Origin of the sequence: Streptomyces sp. F001, from assembly GCF_004187715.1 — a bacterium.
Taxonomy (GTDB): Bacteria; Actinomycetota; Actinomycetes; order Streptomycetales; family Streptomycetaceae; genus Streptomyces; species Streptomyces flavusporus.
This window is the reverse complement of record NZ_QZWF01000012.1, coordinates 172,743-194,925: the sequence shown is the minus strand read 5'-3', so window position 1 is coordinate 194,925 and position 22,183 is coordinate 172,743. Positions and strand designations below refer to the sequence as shown.

Sequence of the window (22,183 nt, the reverse complement as noted above, 5' to 3'; positions counted from 1 at the left end):
GGGCGGGCGTGTTCGCCGCCGTTGGGGCGTACGAGGGTGTGGTGGGTGACGATGACACGGTCGTCGTTCGGATCTCCGAACGCGAGGACGCCGTGGTGGCCGTTGCCGCTCAGGAAGGCGTCCTCCCAGCGGGCGGCCGGGCGCGGTTCCCAGGTGCCGTGGACGGGGCCGGACCGGGTCATGGCTTCAGCACCGCCACTCCGTAGCGGTCCAGGCGGACCTCGCCGGTGACCGACGTGTCGGTGAGCAGGTCGTGCAGGGTGCCCGGGACGGGGACGGTGACCGGCTCGCGCCCGTGGTTGAGCACGAAGAGCAGCTCACCGCGGCGTACCGCCTCGACGCCGGCGGGGAGGCCGTCGACGACCGGTCGGGCGCCGGCCTCGGCGGCGGCGCGGGTGAGCAGGCCCTTCAGGGCGTCCGGCTCCGGGAGCGTGGAGACGTACCAGGCGCTGCCCCTGCGCAAGACGGCGGGCAGTCCGTCGAGTTCGCCGCCCTTGTAGGGGATCGTCTCGTCGGCGTCCGTCGCGGCTTCGATCTCCTCCGACCAGAGCGTGCCGCGGAAGCCGTCGCACTCGACGGTCTCCCCCGCGTCCAGCGGCCACCACTCGTGCAGGGTGCGGATGCCGAACAGCTCGCGCAGCCGGCCGTCCATACCGCCCGGCCGCACCCGGTCGTCCTCGTCGGCGACGCCGGTCAGGAAACCGCAGACGAGGGTGCCGCCCCCGCGGACGTACGTCAGGAGGTTCTCGATCGCCCGGTCGGTGAGGAGGTAGAGCTGCGGGACGACGACGAGGCGGTAGCCGGACAGGTCGTGCTCGGAATGGGCGAAGTCGGTGGTGAGGTGCGCCTCCCAGAGGGCGCGGTGCCAGGTGCCCAGGACCGCTGGGTGGTCGACCTCGGTGGACAGGCGGCCCTCCTGGGCGCCGGCCCACCAGGAGTGCCAGTCGTGCAGGATCGCGACGTCGGCTGTGATGTGCGTACCGGTGACCTCGCCGAGCTGTGCGAGCTCGGCGCCGAGCTGCTTGACCTCCTGGAAGGTACGGCCCTGCTCCCCCGCATGACTGACCATCCCGGAGTGGAACTTCTCCGCGCCCTGCCGGGACTGCCGCCACTGGAAGTAGCAGACGGCGTCCGCACCGCGCGCCACGGCCTGGAGGGACCACAGCCGGTTGAGGCCACGCGGCTTGGGATGGTTCACACCACGCCAGTTGACCGGACCGGCCGCCTGCTCCATCAGCATCCAGGGGCCGCGCGCCTGGGAGCGGGTCATGTCCTGGACCAGCGCACCCTGTTGTGCGCCGAGGGGGTCCCGCGGGTCGGGGTAGAGGTCGACGGAGACGACGTCCTCCTCCTCGGCCCAGCGCCAGGCGTCCTGGCCGATCCACAGCGGCATGAAATTGCTGGTGACCGGGATGTGCGGGGAGTGCCGGCGGACGATGTCCCGCTCGGCGACGTAGCACTCCAGGAGCATGTCGGAGGTGAAGCGCCGGAAGTCGAGCACCTGGGTGGGGTTCTTCATGTAGTGGGCGTGGCGCGGGGGCAGGATGCCGGACCAGGTGTCGTAGCCCTGGCTCCAGAAGGCGGTGCCCCAGGCGGTGTTGAGGGCGTCGAGGGTGCCGTATCTGTCCTGGAGCCAGCGGCGGAAGCGTTCGGCGGCCTCGTCGCCGTAGTCGGCGGTGCAGTACTCGTTGTTGATGTGCCACATCGTGAGGGCGGGGTGGCCGCCGTAGCGGGCGGCTAGGTCCTCGGTGATGGCGGCGGCGTGGCGACGGTAGGTGGCGCTGGAGTGGGAGAAGTGCTGACGGCCGCCCCAGTGCTCGACGCGGCCGTCGGCGTCGCGGGGCAGGGTGTCCGGGTGGAGGCGGCCCAGCCAGGGAGGCGGTGAGGCGGTGGGGGTGGCGAGGACGACGCCGATGCCGGCGGCGTGCATCAGATCCATGAGCCGGTCCAGCCAGCCGAATTCCCGTACTCCCGGGCGGGGTTCGAGCTTCGCCCAGGAGAAGACGCCGAGGGTGACGGAGTTGACGCCGGCGTCCTTCATCAGGCGGACGTCCTCGTGCCAGGTCTCCTCGGGCCACTGCTCGGGGTTGTAGTCGCCGCCGAAGAGGATGCGGCCGCGGGTGGCGTCGCAGAGCGCGGGGCTTTTGCGGGTGGGCATCAGACGGGCTCCCCGTACTGGATTCCGCGCCCGTTGGTGGCGAGGTAGACGCGGCCGTGGATGCGCGGGTCGCCGGTGATGGCCTCGCCGGTCCAGCCCCACTGGTGGGCGTCGTCGTTGATCCGCACCCAGGTCTTCGCTTCGTCGTCGGAGCGGTAGACCGCGGTGATGGCCTCGGTGGAGCCCACCTGGTAGATCGCGGGGTAGTCGGCGCCGTCGGCGGCCATGCCGAAGCCGAGGGTGTGCGAGGCCCAGCAGCTGGCGACCTTGGCGAAGGTGACGCCCCCGTCGGTGGAGCGGTACAGACCGTTCGACTTGGTGGAGAGCCATAGATCGCCGCTGCGCCCGGGAGCAACAGCGATCTTGAACTGGCTGTCCCCGGAGGGCAGTCCGGTCGCACGGGCGGTGAAGGAACGGCCACTGTCAGTGCTGGCGTATAGCGTTCCAGTGTCGGTGTCGTACGCATAGAAGAGCGTCGGGTCGGCCGGGTCGGCGACCGGCGTGGCGCCCTTCGGGAAGGAGGAGACCTCGGACCAGGTCGCGCCGTTGTCGGCGGATCGGTGGGCTGCGTACTTCGTGCCGTCCCAGTGCACGAAGGACCACAGCAGCACGCTGCCGTCGGCGTTGGTGGCGATCGGCCCCGGTGCGCTCTTGGCGATGTCGGGCTGGGCCGCGAAGGGCGCCCAGGTCTGCCCGCCGTCGTTCGAGTAGGCGCCGTTGCCGTGATCGCCCCACCCGGTGCGCACGACGTACACCGGCCTGCCCGCGGCCTGCGCGAGTCCCGTCGCCGACCCGAACACGGGGTTCGTCGCCATGCCGCGGGAGGGGGACGCCGTGAGCCGCTCGTGGTACATCACCCCGATGTCCCCGAGCCCGCTGATCAGGTGCGCCTCTCCGACCGGGGGCGAGATCAGCTGGCGCACGGACGTCTCCTCCAGGCCGCGGATCTGCGGGGCCCAGTTCTTCAGGTCACGGGTGCCGTAGAGGGTGGCGCCGGTGCCGTAGACGATGTGCTTCGAGTCGTACGGGTCGACAGCGAGCGCCTGGATCCACCAGCCGAACTTCGGCTCGTCAGCACCCCACTTGAGGTAAGGAGTCTCGGAGACGTCGAACACAGCGGAGTCCTTGAGGGACGTCCAGGTGCGACCGCCGTCCGTGGAACGGTAGAGCGTGTCGACGGCGGCCCAGCGGTTGTTGGTCGACACGACGACGGTGCCGGGGCGACGGGCGTCGACGGCGACGCCGCCGTAGCCGAAGGTGTCGGTGGCGCCGTCGGGGGCGGGGCCGCCCGGCTTCACCGGCGTGACGTCGGCCCACTTGCCGGTCACGGTGGCCAGCTTGTGCACACTGCCGTCGGACTGGCCGTTGGGGCCGGGGGCGTCGGCGTACGTCACGTACAGCGCGCGGGTGTGGCGGTCGTAGGCGGCGCGGATCGGGACCTTGGCAGACGTACCGGTGGGCTGTCCGGGCACGGGGTGCCAGGTGGTGCCGTCGGTGGTCCGGTACAGGTGGGGAGACGTCCCGTCCCCGTCACCCCAGCCGACGTAGACGGCCCGCCCGGCCGCGACGAGCAGGGTGATGCCCTGCCCGGAGGCGCTCGGTGTCGCCGGGAAGCCGGTCGCGGCTGCCCAGGTGGCGCCCCGGTCGGTCGACTTGAGCAGACCGTCGTGCCGGGTGCCCAGCCACAGGGTGTCGCTGTCCCGCGGATCGACGAGCAGCCGCTCGCCGGCTCCCCGTCCGTCCTCGTTGGCGCCGAGTTTCACGGTGAGGTCGGTGCGCTTCCAGGTGGCGCCGCGGTCCTCGGAGCGCAGGATCGCGCCGTTGCCGGCCCAGGGCTGGGCGTAGGTGCCGAGGGCCAGGTAGAGCCGGTCGGGGTGGGCGGGGTCGACCGCCATCGCCTCCACGCCGAGCAGGTTCCAGTCGTCCCAGCCGAGGTGGTCGGTCAACGGGGTCCAGCGGGCCGCCCGGTCGTCCCAGCGGTAGGCGCCACCGATGTCCGTACGGGCGTAGGCGAGACCGCGCACGGAGGGGTGGAACAGCACGCCGGTGATGAATCCGGTGCCGCCGATGACGACGGTGCGCCAGCGGTAGGTGGGGGCGGCCGAGGCTTGGGCTGCCTGTGCCGGGCTTCCGAGGACGGGAACGACGGTGAGCGCGACGGCAGTCCCGGCAAGGACGGCGCGTCTGCTGGGTCGGGACGTGCGCATGACATACCTCGACTTGGAAGATGGGGGGACGTAGAGAAACCTCAAAGGGGCGCGGGGCTGTATCGATATGCGGCTCCGCCGCGTGGGCGCGATCAGCCACAACCAACCCGCGGCCAAAACACAACCGCAGCTCCCCAAACCCCACCCGCTCGGGCTTCAGCCCTTGACCGCTCCGGTGAGCATGCCTTTCTTGAAGTGCTTCTGGACGAAGGGCGACAGCACAGCCACGGGCAGCAGAGCCATCACCATGACCGCCATCTGAATGGCCAGCCCCGACAGCTGACCTGTCCTGATGGCCTGGCTCAGACCGACCGGCGCTTCCTGCTTCTGCACGAGCTGGATCATGACGTTCTGCAACGGCATCATGTCCTGCTCGTTCAGGTAGAGCGACGCGTTGAACCAGGCGCTCCAGTACCCGACGGCGTAGAACAGCGTGATCACCGCAAGAACCGCCCGCGACAGCGGCATGACGATCCGCCAGAGGATCCGGAAGTCCCCGGCGCCGTCGATGCGCGCGCTGTCGATGAGTTCCTGCGAGATCCCCATGAAGAAGCCGCGCAGCACCAGGATGTTGAAGACGCTGATCGCGCTCGGCAGGATCAGCGCGAGATAGCTGTCCGTCAGGCCGAGGGACTGCACCAGCAGGTAGGTGGGGATGAGGCCGGCGCTGAAGAACATGGTCGCCAGCAGCGTCATCAGGATCCAGCGGTGGCCGAGGGACCCGCTACGGGACAGGCCGTAGGCACACAGGACGGACACCGCCATCGAGAACAGCGTGCCGACCAGGGTGACCAGGATGCTGATGATCGCGGCGCGGGTGACCTGGCCGCCGCTGAGCAACTCCTTGTAGGCGATGAAGGTGATGCCCTTGGGCACCATGACCAGGCCACCCGCCTCATCGATCGTCTTGCGCGACGAGAGACTGGTGACGACGACGATCCACAGCGGAAAGAGAACCGCGAGGCAGGCAAACGTCAGGGCAACCCCCTTGCCCGCGACCCCGGCCCTGGAAGGCGGCTCCTCCCACGCCGGCCGAGGCGGCGCCTCCCACCAGCGGGGCTTGCCGGCCGGCTTGTCGATGACGGCGGTCATTTCTTGTACACCCCCTGCTCGCCCATGAGATGGGCCACTTTGTTCGCGGCGAGGACCAGGCCGATGCTGACCACGCCCTTGATCAGGCCGGCGGCGGCCGCGTAGCCGAAGTCCTGGTTGCGCACACCGTTCCACCACACGAAGGTGTCGAGGACCTCTCCCGCGCCCGGTCCGACGCCGTCGCGTTGCAGCAGGATCTGTTCGAACCCGACGGTCAGGGCGTCGCCGACGCGCAGCACGAGGAGGAGGGCGATCACCGGGCGCAGGGCGGGAAGCGTGACGTGCCACATGCGGCGCCAGCGTCCGGCGCCGTCCATCGCGGCGGCCTCGTAGTGGTCCTGAGGAACCGAGGCCAGCGCGGCGAGGAAGACGATGATCCCCCACCCGGCGTCCTTCCACACGCTCTGCGCGGTGAGCAGGAAGGGGAAGGTGTCCGGGTTGGTCATGATGTTGAGGCCGTCGTACCCGTTCTGCCTGAGCAGCTGGGAGAGCATCCCCGCGCCGCCGAACATCTGCTGGAAGACGGCGATGACCAGCACCCACGAGAAGAAGTGCGGCAGGTAGAGAACCGCCTGCGCGACGGCCCGCACCCGGGGCCGGACCACGCTGTTGATGAGCAGCGCGAGCAGGATCGGGATCGGGAAGAACAGCACGAGCTGGACGAAGAACAGCACCAGCGTGTTCTCGACGGCGTTCCAGAAGGCCGAGTCCTCGAAGATCCGCTGGAAGTTCTCCATGCCCACGAAGGGGCTGTTCAGGATGGAGACGATGCCGTTGTCGCTGATGTAGGGGTCGTAGTCCTGGAAGGCGACGACGTTGCCGAGGATGGGCAGGTAGTTGAAGACCAGGACCAGCACGATGGCCGGCAGCGTCATGAGGATCAGGGCGCGGTCGCGTCTGAACCTGTGCCTGAGGCTCAGCTTGCCTGAGCCTCGTTCCTTCTGGGTCCCGGTGGCGTCAGCGGACGCCACCGGAGTCTTCACCGGCGTGCTGGCCTCGGCGCTGCTCCGAGGCACCGTGCTGTGGGACACGGCCGTTCTCCTTGCCTCAGAGCCTGGTCAGTTCGCCGCCGAGCCGTTCTCGTCGAGAAGCTTCTTGTACCAGTCGCGCAGCTTGTCGCCGCCCTTGCTCTTCCAGTCGGAAACGGCCTGCTGCATGTCGCTGATCTTCTTGTGGCCGCGGACGATGTCGTCCTCGAGCTGCTCGAAGTTGTTGGCGAGGTTGGTGTAGCGGGAGGGCTCGGCGATCTGCAGGCCCCAGAAGGACGACTTCTTGGTGAAGGCGCCCATCCGCTGCTCCCACTCGACCATGCCCTTGGTGACGTCCGGGAAGTCGGGGTGGGCGGTGGTCGCGGCGGGGCTCGCCACCATGACGTAGGCGTTGATGACCTCGTTGTTGCCCCTGTCGTTCTTGACAGGGATGCCGTTCTCGATCGTGTAGTGCGTGCCCTCGACGCCGTAATTGGTCATCATCCACTCCTTGGTGCCGTACGGCGCCGCGGTGACGTTGGCGACCGCCAGGGCGTCGCGGATGACGGACTCGGAGGCCTTCTTGTTGACGAAGGCGAAGATGCCGGCCGGGTTCTGGGCGTACAGCGTCGGGTCACCGCCGTCGTGGTTCCAGATGTCCATGCCCCAGACCTTGAAGTCAGGGTTTTGAGCGGCCTGTTGGGCCTGCACCCCCCACCAGTTGACGATGTTGTTGTTCCAGATCAGGAACTCGCCGGCGGCGAACTTGGGGGCGGGGTCGGTCGCCTGGCTCTTGCCCAGCTCGAAGTCGGGGTGGACGACTCCGGCGGCGAACAGCTTGCGCGTCCACTCCAGGGCTTCCAGGTACTCCGGGGTCTCGATGCGGTTGATCAGCTTGCCGTCGACCAGGTTCCACCAGAGCGGCTTCTCCCCGCCCCCGAGCACGCCGAAGGTGTTCATCGCGGTCCACTTCATGTCACCGCAGGCCCAGCGCTTGGCTCTGGCGTTGGTGATCTCCTTGCACAGGGCCAGGAACTCATCGGCGGACCGCGGGACTTCGTAGCCCTCCTTGTCGAAGATGTCCTGCCGGTAGAGGGGCACGATGGTCTGGACGGACGGGGAGGGCTGCGGCAGGCCCATCAGCTTGCCGCCGAAGATGGAGCGCTGCCAGGCGTCGCTGGGGATCGCCGCGAGGTTGGGGTACTCCTTGACCTTGTCCCCGGACAGGTACGGACCGAGGTCGGCGAACTTGCTGATGATGGCGCTGGGTATCTTGCCCATCATGTTCCAGCCGGGGACGACCACCACGTCCGGGACGTCGCTGGAGGCGAGGACCGCGCCAAGCTTCTGGTCGTAGGTGTTGCCGTCCTGGTTCCGCCACTGGACGTCGACGCCGATCAGGTCGTTCATCGACGTGTAGTAGGGGTTGTTCCCCTTCGGCGGCGAGCCCCAGAACGGCGACATGATGGTGACCTTGCCGCCCTTGCCGAGCTTCTTCGGGACCGAGGTCTTGAGGGTGGCGACGTCGAGCTTCGCGGTGAAGCCCATCGACGAACCGTTCTTGGACGGGATGTCCGGCGTCACCACGTTGCTGGCCACGTACGCCGGCAGCAGCTTCTTGGCGTCCTTGCCCGACGTGGTTCCCTCACGCGATCCGCCGCCCGAACCGCCACAGGCGGCCAGCAGCGGCATTCCCCCGCCCACCGCGACGGCGGCGACCGCCGTGGAGGCGAGGAAGTTTCTCCGGCTCGGCGCGGAGGAGGCGGAAGCGGCGTTCGGCGTCATTGCGTCAACCCTTCGTGGCGCACCAGGACACCCGGCGGTGGCCGTCGGCTGCGGTGTCTCGAGTGGAACTGGCTGAGCTGAAGCGGTGCTCCGACGAATGCCGAGGAATGCCGAGGAATGCGCACCTCCCGGCGGCAGAGCCCTCGTCGTCGAAGCGCTTCGATGTTGCTGCGAGGTTAAGTGAACACCCGGGGGTGCACAAGGGTCGCTCCCAACATTCCTCCTAGGTTTGGGGTATCGAACCGACCTCATATGCGCCATGCAATGTCGACGGGGAGCCGGAGTTGTTGCCCCGAGGTGTCTTGACACCCGCCCGCATGCCGAATGAGCATCGAAGCGCTTCGAAAGCGCCTCGCCGCTCCATCGCAAGGGGAACCCCACGTGACCGCACAAACGCCGCCTACGCCGCCTTTCCGTGATCCGCACCTGCCGTTCGCGAAGCGCATCGACGATCTGCTGTCGCGGCTCACCCTCGACGAAAAGGTCTTCTTCCTGCACCAGTTCGCGCCCGCCGTCGAACGGCTCGGCATCGCAGCCTTCCGCACCGGGCAGGAGGCGCTGCACGGAGTTGCCTGGATGGGCCCGGCGACGGTGTTCCCGCAGGCGGTGGGCCTGGGCGCGACCTGGAATCCGGACCTCGTACGCCGGGTCGGCGACGCGGTGTCCAAGGAGGTGCGCGCGATGCGTGCCCGGGACGAGCGGGTCGGCCTCAACGTCTGGTCGCCGACGGTGAATCTGCTGCGCCACCCGCTGTGGGGCCGTAACGAGGAGGGCTACTCCGAGGACCCCAAGCTGACCTCGGCGATCGCCACCGCCTACACCCTCGGCCTGCGCGGCGACCACCCCACGTACTGGCGCACCGCGCCCGTCCTCAAGCACTGGCTCGCGCACAACAACGAGACGGACCGGGCCACTTCGTCGTCGTCCGTCCGCCCGCGCGTGCTGCACGAGTACGACCTGCGGGCCTTCCGCGAGACCGTCGAAGCGGGCGCGGTGGCCGGGGTGATGCCGGCGTACAACCTGGTCAACGGCCGCCCGAACCACGTCTCGCCCTATCTGCGCGAGCACCTGCGCACCTGGACCGACGAGGACCTGCTGGTCTGCTCGGACGCGGGCGCGCCCTCCAACCTGGTCGACTTCGAGCACTACTACGACACGCACGAGGAGGCGACCGCTGCCGCGCTGCTCGCCGGCGTGGACAGCTTCACCGACCACGGCACGGACAGCACGAAGATCATCGTGCGGGTCCAAGGCGCCCTGGCTCAGGGCCTGTTGACCGAGGTCGACATCGATTCCGCGGTCCGCCGCCAACTCGCGGTCCGCTTCCGGCTCGGCGAGTTCGACGGATACGACGAAACCGGCGCCTTCGACACCCCGGAGCACCGTGCGCTCGCCCAGGAGGCCGCCGAGCAGGCGATCGTCCTGCTCCGGAACGACGGTCTGCTCCCGCTGGCCCCCGACACCCGCATCGCGGTCGTCGGTCTGCTCGCCGACGAGTGCAAGCTCGACTGGTACAGCGGCACCCTCCTGCACCGGTCCACACCTCTGGAGGGCCTGTACGAGCGGTTCGGCGCCGAGCGTGTGCAGTTCGCTGAGGGCGTGGACTGGGTGCTGCTCAGGACGGGCGACGGCACCTTCCTCCATGTGCCGCCCGCCGAGGAGGCCGACGACCAGGTCCGCGGCGCCGAGGGCGCCCTCGACCCGGCGCTGCTCGCCGGCCGCACCGACCTCCCGCCGCTGACCACCGACGCCACCGGCACGGAGTTCGCCCTCGTCGACTGGGGCGAGGACATCCTCACCCTGCGCGCGCCGGACGGCCGCTACCTCTCCGTCGCGGACGACGGCTACCTGCGCGCTTCCGCCGACCAGCCCGGCGGCTGGATCATCCAGGAGACATTCCGCCTGGAACCCCACGAGAACGGTCACCTCCTCAGGCACCTGGGCACGGGCCACCCCGTCTCTGTCGCCGCCGACGGCGTGAAGGTTGCCGAGGAGAACCCGGAGATCTTCGAACTGGTCGTCGTCGAGCGCGGCGAGGAGGCGGTGGCGCGGGCCGCCGCGGAGGCGGACGTGGTCCTGGTGATCGCGGGCAACGACCCCCACATCAACGGCCGCGAGACGGAAGACCGCACGACGCTGCGACTGCCCGCCCACCAGGAACGCCTGCTGCGCGCCGCCCGCACGGCCAACCCGCGCACGGTGCTGACGCTGGTCTCCGCCTACCCGTACGCGATCGCCCCGGGCCGCCTCTCGGCCGTGCTCTGGACAGCGCACGGCGGCCAGGCCGCCGGCACCGCCCTCGCCCGCGTCCTGGCCGGCGACGTCTCCCCCGCCGGACGCCTGCCGCAGACCTGGTACGCCGACGACGCCGACCTGCCCGACCTCCTCGACTACGACGTGATCGGCGGCCGGCAGACGTACCTCTACTTCGAGGGCACACCACTGTTCCCCTTCGGCCACGGCCTGTCCTACGCGTCCTTCTCGTACGCGGACGTACAGGCCCACGTCGAGGGCGACACCGCCCACATCTCGTTCACCGTCACCAACACCGGCGACGTGACCGCCGACGAGGTCACCCAGCTGTACGCGCGTGCCGCCGACCCGTCGGTGGTCCGGCCGCGCCGCGAGCTGCTCGGGCACCGGCGGATCACCCTGGCCCCCGGTGCGACGACGCACCTGACCTTCGAACTACCGCTGACCGCCTTCGAGTTCTGGGACGTCGCCCACGGCCGGTGGCGCCTGGAGCCCGGCCCGTACGACATCCTGGTCGGCGCCTCCAGCGAGGACATCCGTCTTCGCACGACCGTGACGCTCACCGGCGAGCCCGCCGCACCACGCCGGGTCACCGAACTCGGTTTGGACGCGGCCGACTTCGACGAGCAGAGCGGCACCGAGATCGTCGACCGGACGAAGACATCCGGCGACGCGGTGACTCCAGTGGCGGGCGGGACCGGCGAACTGATCTATCACGCCTGCGACTTCGGGCCCGGTGTGACGGAGGTGACCGTCCGGGTGGCGGGCGAGGGCACGATCGAGCTGTCCCTGGACGGCGGACCGACCCTGGCGACTTTGCAGACACCCCCCTCGGGCCCGTACGACTACACCGCCGTGGACGCCGGCATCGTCGCCGAGGGCGTACACGACGTCCACCTCAGACTGCGCGGCCCCCTACGGCTCGCGCACGTCGGCTTCTCCGGTTGAGGATCCGGACGAGGCCGACACAGAGAAGGGGCCCGGCACCGGAAGGCATCGGTGCCGGGCCCCTTCGGGGACGGCGAGCTCGCGTCGCCAGAACCCCACCGTACATGAAAATGGTTCCCATTAGACAGAGGACCCCGGAGAAAAGAGGCTGCCGGTAACTGCCACGGCTGGGTATGGTGCCGGACGTGCGTTGATCTTCAGGGCGGCGGCGCAATGGCTGCCGCAGACGGAGCGGCCCTTCTGCTGTCGGCGTGACGGCGAGGGCGGCAAGGCATGCCCACCGTCAAACCGACTGGAGATCACCACGTGCAGCCGCTGACCTATGAAGCGTTTGTCGCCCGAGCCGTCGCCGATCCGGACGTCGTCGGGCTTGTTCTCAAGGGCTCCCAGGCCCATGACGGCATGGCCACCAAGCAGTCCGATCACGATGTCTACGTCATCCTCGCCGACGACGCGAACACCGACCTCGCAGGTCTCGATGGTCATCGTTCCCCTGAGCTCGATCTCATGGTCACGACGGTGGAGAGCTTCCGTAGGATCGGTGGCTGGGAGCGGTATGCCCTCGCTCGGGGCCGTGTCCTGCTCGACAGACTTGACGGCGAGATCGCAAAGATCATCGCCGGCAAAGGACGACTCGACATCGGTGAGGCGTCGCGAGCGGCAGCTGGTTGGCTGGACGCCTATGCCAACTCCCTCTATCGGTCGGTGAAGAACGCCCGCGACGGCCACCTGCTCGCCGCACGCCTCGACGCGGCCGACAGCATCGGCTTCCTGCTGGAGCTGCTGTTCGCCCTCGATCGTCGTCCGCGCCCCTACAACAAGTACCTGGAGTGGGAGCTGGAAAGGTTCCCTCTGCCGGAATGGAACACGGGCGTGTTGCTGGCCACGATCGGACAGATCGCGGGCACGGGTGACGTGGACGTGCAGCGACGGCTTTTCGCACAGGTTGAGGCAGTGGCCCGGGACGCCGGCCATGGGTCCACGCTGGACGCCTGGGGCGAGGATCTGCGGTTGATGCGCCCCCGCCCGGGCCATCCCGCCGACGGCACCTGACTGTTTCCGCACGTCGGAATGGGCGTGTACGACAACGGCCGAAGCCCCCGCACAGCAGGCTCCGGCCGTCGGACCGTGGATGTCGTCAGAGTGCCAGACCGGTGAGGACCAGCACCCGCTCGTACGTGTAGTCGTCCATCGCGAACTTCACACCCTCGCGGCCCACGCCGGACTGCTTGGCGCCGCCGTAGGGCATCTGGTCGGCGCGGTAGGAGGGCACGTCGCCGATGACCACGCCGCCGACCTCGAGGGCGCGGTGGGCGCGGAAGGCGGCCTGGAGGTCGTGGGTGAACACGCCTGCCTGGAGGCCGTACTTGGAGTCGTTGGCGGCGGCGAACGCCTCGGTCTCGCCGTTCACCTTCTGCACGGTGAGGACGGGGCCGAAGACCTCTTCGCAGGCGATCGTGACGTCGGCCGGTACGTCGGTGAGGACGGTCGGCGCGTAGGAGGCGCCGTCGCGCTTGCCGCCGGTGAGCAGCTTCGCGCCGGCCTGGACCGCCTCGTCGACCCAGGACTCCACGCGCTTCGCGGCGTCCTCGCTGACCAGCGGGCCGACGTCCGTCGTGTCGTCGGAGGGGTCGCCGGTGACCAGGGCCTCGACCGCGGCGACGATGCGCGGCAGCAGACGGTCGTGGACGGACGCGTCGGCGATCACGCGCTGCACCGAGATGCAGGACTGGCCGCCCTGGCCGTTGGAGAAGGTGGCGATGCGGTTGGCGGCCCAGTCGAGGTCCTCGTCGGAGGCGTAGTCGGCGAGGACGACGGCCGCGCCGTTGCCGCCCAGCTCCAGGGTGCAGTGCTTGCGCGGCACCGAGTCCATGATCGCGTAGCCGACCTTCTCGGAACCGGTGAAGGAGATGACCGGGAGGCGCTCGTCCTGGACCAGGGCGGGCATGGCCTCGTTGGGGACCGTGAGGATGCTCCAGGAGCCGGCCGGAAGGTCGGTCTCGGCGAGCAGCTCACCGATGATCAGGCCGGACAGCGGAGTGGCCGGCGCCGGCTTGAGGATGATCGGCGCGCCGGCGGCGATGGCCGGGGCGACCTTGTGGGCGCACAGGTTGAGCGGGAAGTTGAACGGCGCGATGCCGAGCACGACACCCTTCGGGAAGCGCCGGGTGAGGGCGAGCCGGCCCTGGCCGCCGGCGTCGGTGTCGAGGCGCTGCGCCTCGCCGCCGTTGAAGCGGCGGGCCTCCTCGGCCGCGAACCGGAAGACCGACACGGCGCGGCCGACCTCGCCGCGGGCCCACTTCATCGGCTTGCCGTTCTCGGCGGAGATCAGCCGGGCGATCTCCTCGGTGCGCTCGACCAGCCGCTTGCTGACGTGGTCGAGGGCGGCGGCACGGACGTGAGCCGGGGTGGCGGCGAAGGAGTCCCGGACGGCGTACGCGGCGGCCACGGCCTCCTCGACCTGGTCCGCGGTCGGCACGCTGACCTTGCCGACGATGCGGCCGTCCCACGGGGAGGTGACGTCGAAGCTGTCCTCGCCGGTGGCCTGACGGTCGGCGAGCCAGAAGGCGTGGGTGGAGGTCATGATGTGGCCCGTGCCCTTCCGCGTTGATGGTGGCTGGTGGTGCTCTTGTATGTCGTCGTCCACGGTAGGGCGGCACGGGCGCGGGGGCGCTTGTCCGATTCGTAGCAGTGGTGGAGGCGGGTACGCCGGTTTGGCCGATCCGGGGCTAGGAGGATTCGGGTGACGTCGCCTTCAGCGCCAGCCACAGCTCCATCCGTACGTCCGGATCGTCCAGGGACCGGCCGAGGATCTCCTCCACGCGCCGCATCCGGTAGCGCAGGGTGTGCCGGTGGACGCCCAGGTCGGCGGCGGCCGCGTCCCACTGGCCGTGCCGGGAGAGCCAGGCCCGCAGAGAGGCGACCAGATCGCCGCGGCCGGTGGCGTCGTGCTCGTGCAGGGCACGGAGCAGACCGTCGGCGAAGGCGCGCACCGCGTCGTCGGCGAGCAGCGGCAGGACCGAGCCCGCCGCGAGCTGCTCGTGCTCGACGAGGACCCGGCCCCGGCGCCGGGCGACCGACAGGGCCTGCTCGGCCTGCTTGTACGCGGCCGCCGCGGCGATCGGCCCGGCCGGCGCCGACAGGCCGACGACCAGGTCGTCCTCCTCCCCCACCGCCTGTTCCTGCCCCGCCGCGCCGCTCCCGACCGGTCGCGTACTCCCCGCAGGCCTCGACCGCCGCGCCCCCGTCCGCGGCCAGCACCACCAGCCGCTCCCGCTCGCTTTCGGGAACGACCAGCACCGCCTCCCCCGATCGGGCAGCGGCCGCCTCCACGGCCTCGGCGATCCCGGCGAGGCCCGCCTGCCCGGACGGGCACTCGGCCACGACGATCCGGAACGGGGCGTCGAGGAGGCCGCCGTACAGGTCACCGGCGACGCCACGGGCGTGGTCCGGCTGCCCGGCGAGCAGCATGCGCAGCACGGCCGCGCCGATCCGCTGCTCGGCGGCCTGCAGGGAACGGGAGCGCTCGGTGGTCAGGGTGAGCAGGGCGATGGCCGAGTGGAGGGCGTAGCGCTCGGCGGTGCCGAGGGCCGCGGCCGTGCCGACGGCGAGGGCGGCGCGGGGGCGGCGGCCGGTGCCGATGGTGTGCAGCTCGACGCGGTCCTCGTGCTCGGGTCCGCCGACCACAGCACTCGCCGGCGCGGGGCGCTCGCGCAGTCGTTCCACGTCGGCGGTGAGGCGGGCGGCCCGGCGGGCGGCCCACTCCGGCGCGGCGGCGACGACGGCACCCGAGGCGTCGAACAGCGCCGCCCACCCGTCGACCTGGGCGGCGAGCCCGGCGAGCAGCCCCTCCGGACCGTCGGTGAGCGCCTGCCGGGTGAGCTCCCGCTGGGCGGCGAAGCCCGCGGTGACCGCCCGGTACTGGTCGGCGGCGATGGCGGCCGACACCGCCTTGGTGATGGCGAGGAAGGGTGTGCGGCGGGGGACTTCGAGGAGCGGCAGCCCCTCCTCCTGCGCCGCGTCGACGAGGGCCTTGGGCGTCTCCTCGTAGTTGACCCCGACGGCGAAGCCCAGCCCGACGACCCCCGCTCCGACCAGCCGCTTCACATAGCGGCGCATCGTCTCCGGGTCCTCCGCGTCCAGCTTCAGCGCGGTGATCAGCAGCAGTTCCCCGCCCTCCATGTACGGGACGGGGTCGGCAAGCTCGCTGGAGTGCGCCCAGCGGACGGGCACGTCGAGGCGGTCCTCGCCCGCCCGCACGGTGAGTTTGAGCGCGGAGTGGTGGACGAGGGAGGCGAGCGTCGGGGGCATGGGGCCTTCAGGTCGGTCTGCGGTTGTGGTCAGGAGATCGGATGATCATTGTGATCTTTTGGCCGCCACGTATGAACGACCTGTGTCGATTCTGCCTCACCGTACGGTCCCGCTGCCCGTGAAAAACCTCAGTCGCGCAGATCCACCAGCAGAGGCGGCGCGTGCTCCCCCTTCACGTTCGTCAGCGACAGCACCGCATGCCCCGGCGGCACCCCGTGTGCGAGCTCGGACGCCGACCACCGCTCCCGCTCGACCTGGCGGACGGTGACCGCCCGCGCGGTCGGCGCCTTTCCGGTGATGACCCGGCGCAGCATGTGCACGGCCTTGCCCGCCGGCGTCTCGGCGATGATCTGCCGGTCGGTGACGTCCCGCGTCTCCGTCCACTCCTTGCCCCACACCTCGGCGAAGTCCTGCCCGTCCCAGGGGGTGAGGCCGGACAGCGCCACCCGGCATCCGGTGGCGCCGAGCAGGGGGCCGCGCAGCGGGCGCGGTACGTCGTCGAGGGTGCGCAGGGTCAGCACGGCGCCCGCGCCCGCCGACCGCAGCCGCTGGATGCCCCGTACAGCCTCCGGCGTGACCACGCCCGTCGCGTCGTCCAGAATCAGGCAGGCGAACAGCGAACGGTCCTCCCGTGCGGGCACGCTCGCCGTGAACTGCGCCAGCACCAGCCGCGCCAGCATCCGCGAGGCGTCCGCATGGCCCCGCTCGGGCAGGTCGATGCGCACCCGCACCGGGTGGTCGAGGGCCTTCAGCGAGAACGGCCGCGACTGCCCGGACGTGTCGAAGAAACCCGCGAAAGCGGGCCGGTCGAGCAGCGCCACCCGGTCGGCCAGCACCCCGCCCACATCACCGGGGTGGCCCATCTGCCGCTCCCGCGCGTCGAGTTCCCGCAGCAGCGACTCCTGCCCGGCGTCCTGGAGGGCGGTACGCAGTGCGGCGAGCGGTCCGGGCGCGCCGTCGAGCAGCTGCCGCAGCTCGGGTACGGAGGGGAAGCGGTCGTGGACCGCGCGGAACGGTCCGAGGAGCTGCGCCAGGACCGTCGTGGAGCGGCGGCTGTCGCTGCCCGGGTGCGGGTCGGCGAGGTCCCCGACCAGCGCCTCGGCCAGCACGGCCGCGGCCTCGTCGGGGTCGGTGGTGCCGCCGTACAGGTCGAGGTCGTACACGGACTCCGGGTTCCCGATCCGTACGACGACGTCGTACGCCTCGGCCGGACCGAGCCCCGCGCCCGCCGCGCCGACCACGACGACGGCGGCCCGGCCGGCGAGCGCCTGCAGGCACAGCGACTCGGCGAGCGGGCGCACGACGGTGCCGGTCTTGCCGGAGCCGGCCGGGCCGACGGCAAGGAGTGAGGTGCCGAGCAGGTCGGGGCCGAGGGCGAGGCCGGTGCCGCGGTAGGCGTACGGGTTGCGCGCATCGTCGGCGGTCGTGCCGAGCCGGACCTGGCCGGTGAGCAGGTCGTGGCGGACGAGCCGGGTCGGCAGGTCGCGTTCGCCGGAGGGGTGCAGGCAGGCGGCGGCGCCGTCCTTGAGGACCGCGCCGGTGAAGGTGGCGAGACTGTGCCGGCCGCTGCGTACGCCCTGCCAGGCGCGGGCGATCCGGGCGTGGTCGACGTCCCGCATCAGCCCGGTGCGGGCGTCGGCGGCGAGCCGCTCGGCGGCGTCGACGGCACCGGCGGCGCGCAGCGCGGGCCACTCGGCGGGGTCCTGTTCGGGGGGGGCGGCCGCTGACTCGCCGGGTCGGGGTGCGGCGCCAGGCGGGCGGGCCGTAGCGCCGCCAGATCTCGCTCCACCGGCCGAGCCGGCCCACGCCGATCATGATGATCAGCGCGATGATCACGTAGTAGGCGTAGACGGCCACGACGGCGCCGAAGCTGTGCGGCTGCGCCCAGGAGTCGGGGATCATCGCGTACAGGGGCAGCAGCCACCAGCCGCCGAGGTAGCCGTTCCACAGCAGCGACCAGATCAGCCACCCGACCAGAAACGCGATCAACGCCCCGCTCAGCAACTGCCGAGCCGGAATCTGCTCGGGCTCCTCCTCCGGCCGGGGTTGATGCCCGAACCGCCAGACTCCGGGCGCCGCCTCCGGCCGCGCGGTGCGCAGCCACGCAAGGAAGGCCGACCCGTCCGGCTGCGCCGGCGCGCGTGTCGGCCGCGGTGGTACCGCGGGCGGATCCGGCGGCATCGCCGGCCGGGGCACAGGATTCGCATGCGTACCCCGCGTGTCCCGCGTCCCGTCGCTGTCCATCGCTCCTGCCCCCTGACCAGCCGCTCCGTCCACCATCAGCGAGTCAATCTAACGCCCTCCCAAGGGGAGTTCACCGCTTACGCGGCCGGGCCTGCGGTGATGTGTTCGCGGCGCGCCATGTCCACCACGGACAACCCGTTCCGGCGACAACGCCCACATGGAGCATGCCCAGGTCCGATCCACGGCTCTAGCCTGCGAAGAAAGAAGGCAAGCGTCCGAAAATCCCCACCCGGAACTTCCGGTTCACCCGGAATGCCCGGTACGCAAGATCATCAGGGAGCCCTCATGACCGCAATCCCGCAGGAGCGCCGCGTCGTCACCGCCATCCCCGGCCCGAAGTCGCAGGAACTGCAGGCCCGCCGTACCGCCGCGGTCGCCCAGGGTGTGGGCTCCGTGCTGCCGGTGTTCACCGCGCGCGCGGGCGGCGGCATCATCGAGGACGTCGACGGCAACCGGCTGATCGACTTCGGTTCCGGCATCGCCGTGACCTCCGTGGGCGCGTCCGCCGAGGCCGTCGTACGCCGGGCGAGCGCGCAGCTGGCCGACTTCACCCACACCTGTTTCATGGTCACGCCGTACGAGGGGTACGTCGAGGTCGCCGAGGCCCTCGCCGAGCTGACGCCCGGTGACCACGCCAAGAAGTCCGCGCTGTTCAACTCCGGCGCCGAGGCCGTCGAGAACGCCGTCAAGATCGCGCGCGCCTACACCAAGCGCCAGGCCGTCGTCGTCTTCGACCACGGCTACCACGGCCGTACGAACCTCACCATGGCGCTGACCGCGAAGAACATGCCGTACAAGCACGGCTTCGGCCCGTTCGCGCCCGAGGTCTACCGGGTGCCGGTGGCGTACGGCTACCGCTGGCCGACCGGCCCTCAGAACGCCGGCCCGGAGGCCGCCGCGCAGGCCATCGACCAGATGTCCAAGCAGGTCGGCGCGGACAACATCGCCGCGATCATCATCGAGCCGGTGCTCGGCGAGGGCGGCTTCATCGAGCCGGCCAAGGGCTTCCTCCCCGCGATCCGCCAGTTCGCCGCCGACAACGGCATCGTCTTCGTCGCCGACGAGATCCAGTCCGGCTTCTGCCGTACCGGTCAGTGGTTCGCCTGCGAGGACGAGGGCATCGTCCCGGACCTGATCACCACCGCCAAGGGCATCGCGGGCGGTCTGCCGCTGGCCGCCGTCACCGGTCGCGCCGAGATCATGGACGCCGCGCACGCGGGCGGCCTGGGCGGTACGTACGGTGGCAACCCGGTCGCCTGCGCCGGCGCACTCGGCTCGATCGAGACGATGAAGGAGCTCGACCTCAACGCCAGGGCGAAGCACATCGAGGCGGTCATGAAGGCCCGCCTCACCGCCATGGCCGAGAAGTTCGACATCATCGGCGACGTCCGCGGCCGCGGCGCGATGATCGCCATCGAGCTGGTCAAGGACCGTACGACCAAGGAGCCCGACCCGGAGGCCACCGCCGCACTCGCCAAGGCCTGCCACGCCGAGGGACTGCTGGTCCTGACCTGTGGCACCTACGGCAACGTGCTGCGCTTCCTGCCTCCGCTGGTGATCGGCGAGGACCTGCTGAACGAGGGCCTCGACATCATCGAGCAGGCCTTCGCCCGCATCTGAGCCCTCCGCCCCGGCGCGATTCCGGCGCCGGGGTCCAGGGACGATCCGAAAGACAGGCCTCACGGCAGAGCGTGTGAAGAACGTGTGCGAGGTGGATGGCGGGACGGGATTCCGTCTGTCGCACCCGCACCCCCTGTCGTAGGTTCTACCCAGATGAGAGATACACCCCCGCCCACAGGGGACTGTGGGTGACATCAGGCCGGGGCGTCCCCAGCTTCGACCTGGTCGTGCCCTCGCGCACACAACCGGTGCCTGAAGGCTCCGGGTCTCCTCACCGATCGGACAGTCGCCCGCCCCAGACCCCCCGGGGCGCGCGACGTTCCGGTCCGGACGGCCGCCTGGGAGCGGTACGCCCCTGAAGGGCCGACGCACACCCCCCCTTTGCGTCGGCCCTTCAGCGTGTCCGGGGTGGAGAGCGGCTGACGCCAGTGGTCTGGACAGCTGGCGCCTCCTATTGGGCGGGCGGCAGTTCCTGAATCCGATCGGCCCCCTGCGAAGCTGTTCCCCGTGCTCCCTGTTCTTCTGCTGCTCGCCCTGCCCGTCGTGCTCTTCGCGCTGATCACCTGGCAGGTCGTCGCCGACGGGCCGTTGGTGGGGCTGGACGAGCGGCTCAGTCGGGTGCTCGTCCAGCCCGACCGGTGCTCCGAACTCCTCGCCGATCTGGGCAATGTGCAGGTTGCCGTGCCCGTTCTCGCGATCGCCGGGGTGTACGCCGCCTGGCGGGCGCGGGGGGCGGGGATGGAGCGCTGGTGGTTGCCGGGCGTCGCAGCCGCCGTCCTCATGGCGCTCGTCCCGGCGCTCGTCGTCCCGCTCAAGGAGCTGACCGACCGCCCGGGCACCCCGGTCGTCCCGCCCGGCACCGGCTACTACCCCTCCGGTCACACCGCGACCGCAGTCGTCGCGTACGGCTGTGCGGCCCTGCTCCTCCTCCCCCGGCTGCACGGCCCGTACGTCAGACGTGCGCTCGTACTCTGCTGCCTCGCCGTCAATCTCGGCGTCGGCTACGGGCTGGTCCGGCGCGGTTACCACTGGCCACTGGACGTCGTGGCCAGTTGGTGCCTCGGTGCGCTGCTGATCGGCGGGTTCGTGACGTTCGTCGGCCGAGGCAGCCGTCGAACGTCCGGTCCTCAGCCGGAGTGAACCGGAGCACAGGTCAGCTGTCGAAGCCCAGGCCCAGCCGGTCCATCGTCCGCAGCCACAGGTTGCGCCGGCCGCCGTGGGCGTCCGCCCTGGCCAGCGACCACTTGGTGAGAGCGATACCGGTCCATGCGAAGGGCTCCGGCGGGAAGGGGAGGGGCTTCCTGCGCACCATTTCCAGCTCGGTGCGCTCCGTGCGCTCCCCCGCCAGCAGGTCCAGCATCACATCGGCACCGAAGCGGGTGGCGCCCACACCGAGGCCCGTGTAGCCCGCCGCGTACGCGACCTTCCCGCCGTGCGCGGTGCCGAAGAACGCCGAGAAGCGCGAGCAGGTGTCGATCGCGCCGCCCCAGGCGTGGGTGAAGCGGACGCCCTCCAGCTGCGGGAAGCAGGTGAAGAAGTGCCCGGCGAGCTTGGCGTACGTCTCCGGGCGGTCGTCGTACTCGGCGCGCACCCGGCCGCCGTACGGGTAGATGGCGTCGTAGCCGCCCCAGAGGATGCGGTTGTCGGCGGAGAGGCGGAAGTAGTGGAACTGGTTCGCCGAATCGCCGAGGCCCTGCCGGTTCTTCCAGCCGATCGACGCGAGGTGTCCGGCGGTGAGCGGCTCGGTCATCAGCGCGTAGTCGTAGACGGGGACGGTGTACGACCGCACCCGTCTGACCAGGCTGGGGAAGATGTTCGTGCCGAGAGCGACCCTGCGGGCGCGGACCTCGCCGTAGGGGGTGCGTACGGCCATGCCGGCGCCGTACGACTTCAGGGTGAGGGCGGGAGTGTGCTCGTAGATGCGTACGCCGAGGTCACGGCAGGCCCGCTTCAGGCCCCAGGCGAGCTTGGCGGGGTGGAGCATGGCCACGCCGCGGCGGTCCCACAGGCCCGCCTGGAAGGTCGGTGAGTCGACTTGTTCCCTCACCGCTTCGGCGTCCAGGAACTCCACGTCCTCGGCGAGGCCCCTGCGCTCCATCTCCTCGTACCAGTCGCGCAGTTCCCACGCCTGGTACGTCTCGGTCGCCACGTCGATCTCGCCGGTGCGCTCGAAGTCGCAGTCGATTCCGTGCCGGGCGAGGGCCGCCTCGATCTCGTCGAGGTTGCGGGCGCCCAGCTCCTGAAGCTTGTGGATCTCGTCGGGCCAGCGGGTGAGGCCGTTGGGCAGGCCGTGAGTGAGGGAGGCGGCGCAGAAGCCGCCGTTGCGGCCGGAGGCGGCCCAGCCCACCTCGCGGCCTTCCAGCAGGATCACGTCCCGCTGTGGGTCGCGCTCCTTGGCGCCCAGAGCGGTCCACAGTCCGCTGTATCCACCGCCGACGACCAGCAGGTCGCAGGTCTCGGCGCCGGTGAGCGCGGGCTCGGGATGGGGCCTGCCGGGGTCGTCCAGCCAGTACGGGACCGGCTGGGCTTCGGAAAGGGACTTCGTCCAGTTGTCTCTGGGGCTCATGGCGCTTGGGGCCATGATTTCAACTCCCTAC

12 protein-coding genes and 3 pseudogenes are annotated in these 22,183 nt (G+C 70.6%); 5 read left to right on the top strand and 10 right to left on the bottom strand.

Annotated elements, in window-relative coordinates; all coding sequences use genetic code 11:
* From StrepF001_RS31955 to StrepF001_RS31930, 6 genes are all read right to left on the bottom strand, one after another.
* Positions 1 to 182: glycoside hydrolase N-terminal domain-containing protein (locus StrepF001_RS31955; protein ID WP_129801648.1), on the bottom strand; the 182-nt coding region annotated here is incomplete at its 3' end.
* Positions 179 to 2,158, bottom strand: coding sequence for a beta-galactosidase (locus StrepF001_RS31950; RefSeq protein WP_129801647.1), 1,980 nt, complete (start codon positions 2,156 to 2,158; stop codon positions 179 to 181). The genes StrepF001_RS31950 and StrepF001_RS31955, both read right to left, overlap by 4 nt.
* Positions 2,158 to 4,365 (bottom strand): sialidase family protein, encoded by a 2,208-nt coding sequence (locus StrepF001_RS31945; RefSeq protein WP_129801646.1) that lies wholly within the window; start codon positions 4,363 to 4,365, stop codon positions 2,158 to 2,160. The genes StrepF001_RS31950 and StrepF001_RS31945 overlap by 1 nt, the downstream gene beginning before the upstream one ends.
* A gap of 156 nt (positions 4,366 to 4,521) precedes the next feature.
* Positions 4,522 to 5,457 (bottom strand): carbohydrate ABC transporter permease, encoded by a 936-nt coding sequence (locus tag StrepF001_RS31940; protein ID WP_129801645.1) that lies wholly within the window; start codon positions 5,455 to 5,457, stop codon positions 4,522 to 4,524.
* A complete protein-coding gene (locus tag StrepF001_RS31935; RefSeq protein WP_129801644.1) occupies positions 5,454 to 6,488 on the bottom strand; it encodes an ABC transporter permease subunit in 1,035 nt (344 codons plus the stop codon). The genes StrepF001_RS31940 and StrepF001_RS31935 overlap by 4 nt, the downstream gene beginning before the upstream one ends.
* 27 nt (positions 6,489 to 6,515) lie before the next feature.
* Positions 6,516 to 8,210: an extracellular solute-binding protein gene (locus StrepF001_RS31930; RefSeq protein WP_129801643.1), complete on the bottom strand. Its 1,695-nt coding sequence runs from the start codon at positions 8,208 to 8,210 to the stop codon at positions 6,516 to 6,518.
* A gap of 381 nt (positions 8,211 to 8,591) precedes the next feature.
* Here StrepF001_RS31930 and StrepF001_RS31925 point away from each other — a divergent pair, with 381 nt between their 5' ends.
* Together StrepF001_RS31925 and StrepF001_RS31920 are read left to right on the top strand one after the other, a co-directional pair.
* Positions 8,592 to 11,411, top strand: coding sequence for a glycoside hydrolase family 3 C-terminal domain-containing protein (locus tag StrepF001_RS31925; RefSeq protein WP_129801642.1), 2,820 nt, complete (start codon positions 8,592 to 8,594; stop codon positions 11,409 to 11,411).
* Between the two features lie 273 nt (positions 11,412 to 11,684).
* Complete coding sequence (locus StrepF001_RS31920) at positions 11,685 to 12,464, top strand: hypothetical protein (protein WP_129801641.1); 780 nt, start codon at positions 11,685 to 11,687, stop codon at positions 12,462 to 12,464.
* Between the two features lie 85 nt (positions 12,465 to 12,549).
* On the opposite strand, the gene StrepF001_RS31915 is transcribed toward StrepF001_RS31920, so the two are convergent.
* The 3 genes and pseudogenes from StrepF001_RS31915 to StrepF001_RS31905 form a co-directional block, all read right to left on the bottom strand.
* A complete protein-coding gene (locus tag StrepF001_RS31915; protein ID WP_129801640.1) occupies positions 12,550 to 13,995 on the bottom strand; it encodes an aldehyde dehydrogenase family protein in 1,446 nt (481 codons plus the stop codon).
* 145 nt (positions 13,996 to 14,140) lie between these two features.
* Positions 14,141 to 15,722 (bottom strand): annotated as a pseudogene (locus StrepF001_RS31910) (PucR family transcriptional regulator).
* 128 nt (positions 15,723 to 15,850) lie between these two features.
* Positions 15,851 to 17,966 (bottom strand): annotated as a pseudogene (locus StrepF001_RS31905) (ATP-binding protein).
* Positions 17,967 to 18,251: 285 nt separating this feature from the next.
* On the opposite strand from StrepF001_RS31905, the gene gabT reads away from it, so the two are divergent.
* The 3 genes and pseudogenes from gabT to StrepF001_RS31895 all read left to right on the top strand — a co-directional run bounded on the left by gabT (position 18,252) and on the right by StrepF001_RS31895 (position 20,726).
* On the top strand, positions 18,252 to 19,586 hold the full coding sequence (gabT, locus tag StrepF001_RS31900) for a 4-aminobutyrate--2-oxoglutarate transaminase (protein WP_129801639.1): 1,335 nt from the start codon (positions 18,252 to 18,254) through the stop codon (positions 19,584 to 19,586).
* Between the two features lie 153 nt (positions 19,587 to 19,739).
* Positions 19,740 to 19,921, top strand: a pseudogene (locus StrepF001_RS48580) (phosphoesterase); the annotation flags it as partial.
* A 172-nt stretch (positions 19,922 to 20,093) separates the two neighbouring features.
* Positions 20,094 to 20,726, top strand: a complete 633-nt coding sequence (locus StrepF001_RS31895) for a phosphatase PAP2 family protein (protein WP_129801638.1) — start codon at positions 20,094 to 20,096, stop codon at positions 20,724 to 20,726.
* A gap of 13 nt (positions 20,727 to 20,739) precedes the next feature.
* On the opposite strand, the gene StrepF001_RS31890 is transcribed toward StrepF001_RS31895, so the two are convergent.
* Entirely contained in the window at positions 20,740 to 22,167 is a 1,428-nt protein-coding gene (locus StrepF001_RS31890; RefSeq protein WP_129801637.1) for an FAD-dependent oxidoreductase, read from the bottom strand.
* Between the last annotated feature and the right edge of the window lie 16 nt (positions 22,168 to 22,183).

What these genes read in the sequence shown, in the direction of transcription:
- StrepF001_RS31950 (WP_129801647.1), bottom strand. Translation starts at nt 2,158, where the DNA reads ATGCCCACCCGCAAAAGCCCCGCGCTCTGCGACGCCACCCGCGGCCGC.
- StrepF001_RS31945 (WP_129801646.1), bottom strand. Translation starts at nt 4,365, where the DNA reads ATGCGCACGTCCCGACCCAGCAGACGCGCCGTCCTTGCCGGGACTGCC.
- StrepF001_RS31920 (WP_129801641.1), top strand. Translation starts at nt 11,685, where the DNA reads ATGCCCACCGTCAAACCGACTGGAGATCACCACGTGCAGCCGCTGACC.
- StrepF001_RS31930 (WP_129801643.1), bottom strand. Translation starts at nt 8,210, where the DNA reads ATGACGCCGAACGCCGCTTCCGCCTCCTCCGCGCCGAGCCGGAGAAAC.
- StrepF001_RS31890 (WP_129801637.1), bottom strand. Translation starts at nt 22,167, where the DNA reads ATGGCCCCAAGCGCCATGAGCCCCAGAGACAACTGGACGAAGTCCCTT.
- StrepF001_RS31940 (WP_129801645.1), bottom strand. Translation starts at nt 5,457, where the DNA reads ATGACCGCCGTCATCGACAAGCCGGCCGGCAAGCCCCGCTGGTGGGAG.
- gabT (WP_129801639.1), top strand. Translation starts at nt 18,252, where the DNA reads ATGACCGCAATCCCGCAGGAGCGCCGCGTCGTCACCGCCATCCCCGGC.
- StrepF001_RS31915 (WP_129801640.1), bottom strand. Translation starts at nt 13,995, where the DNA reads ATGACCTCCACCCACGCCTTCTGGCTCGCCGACCGTCAGGCCACCGGC.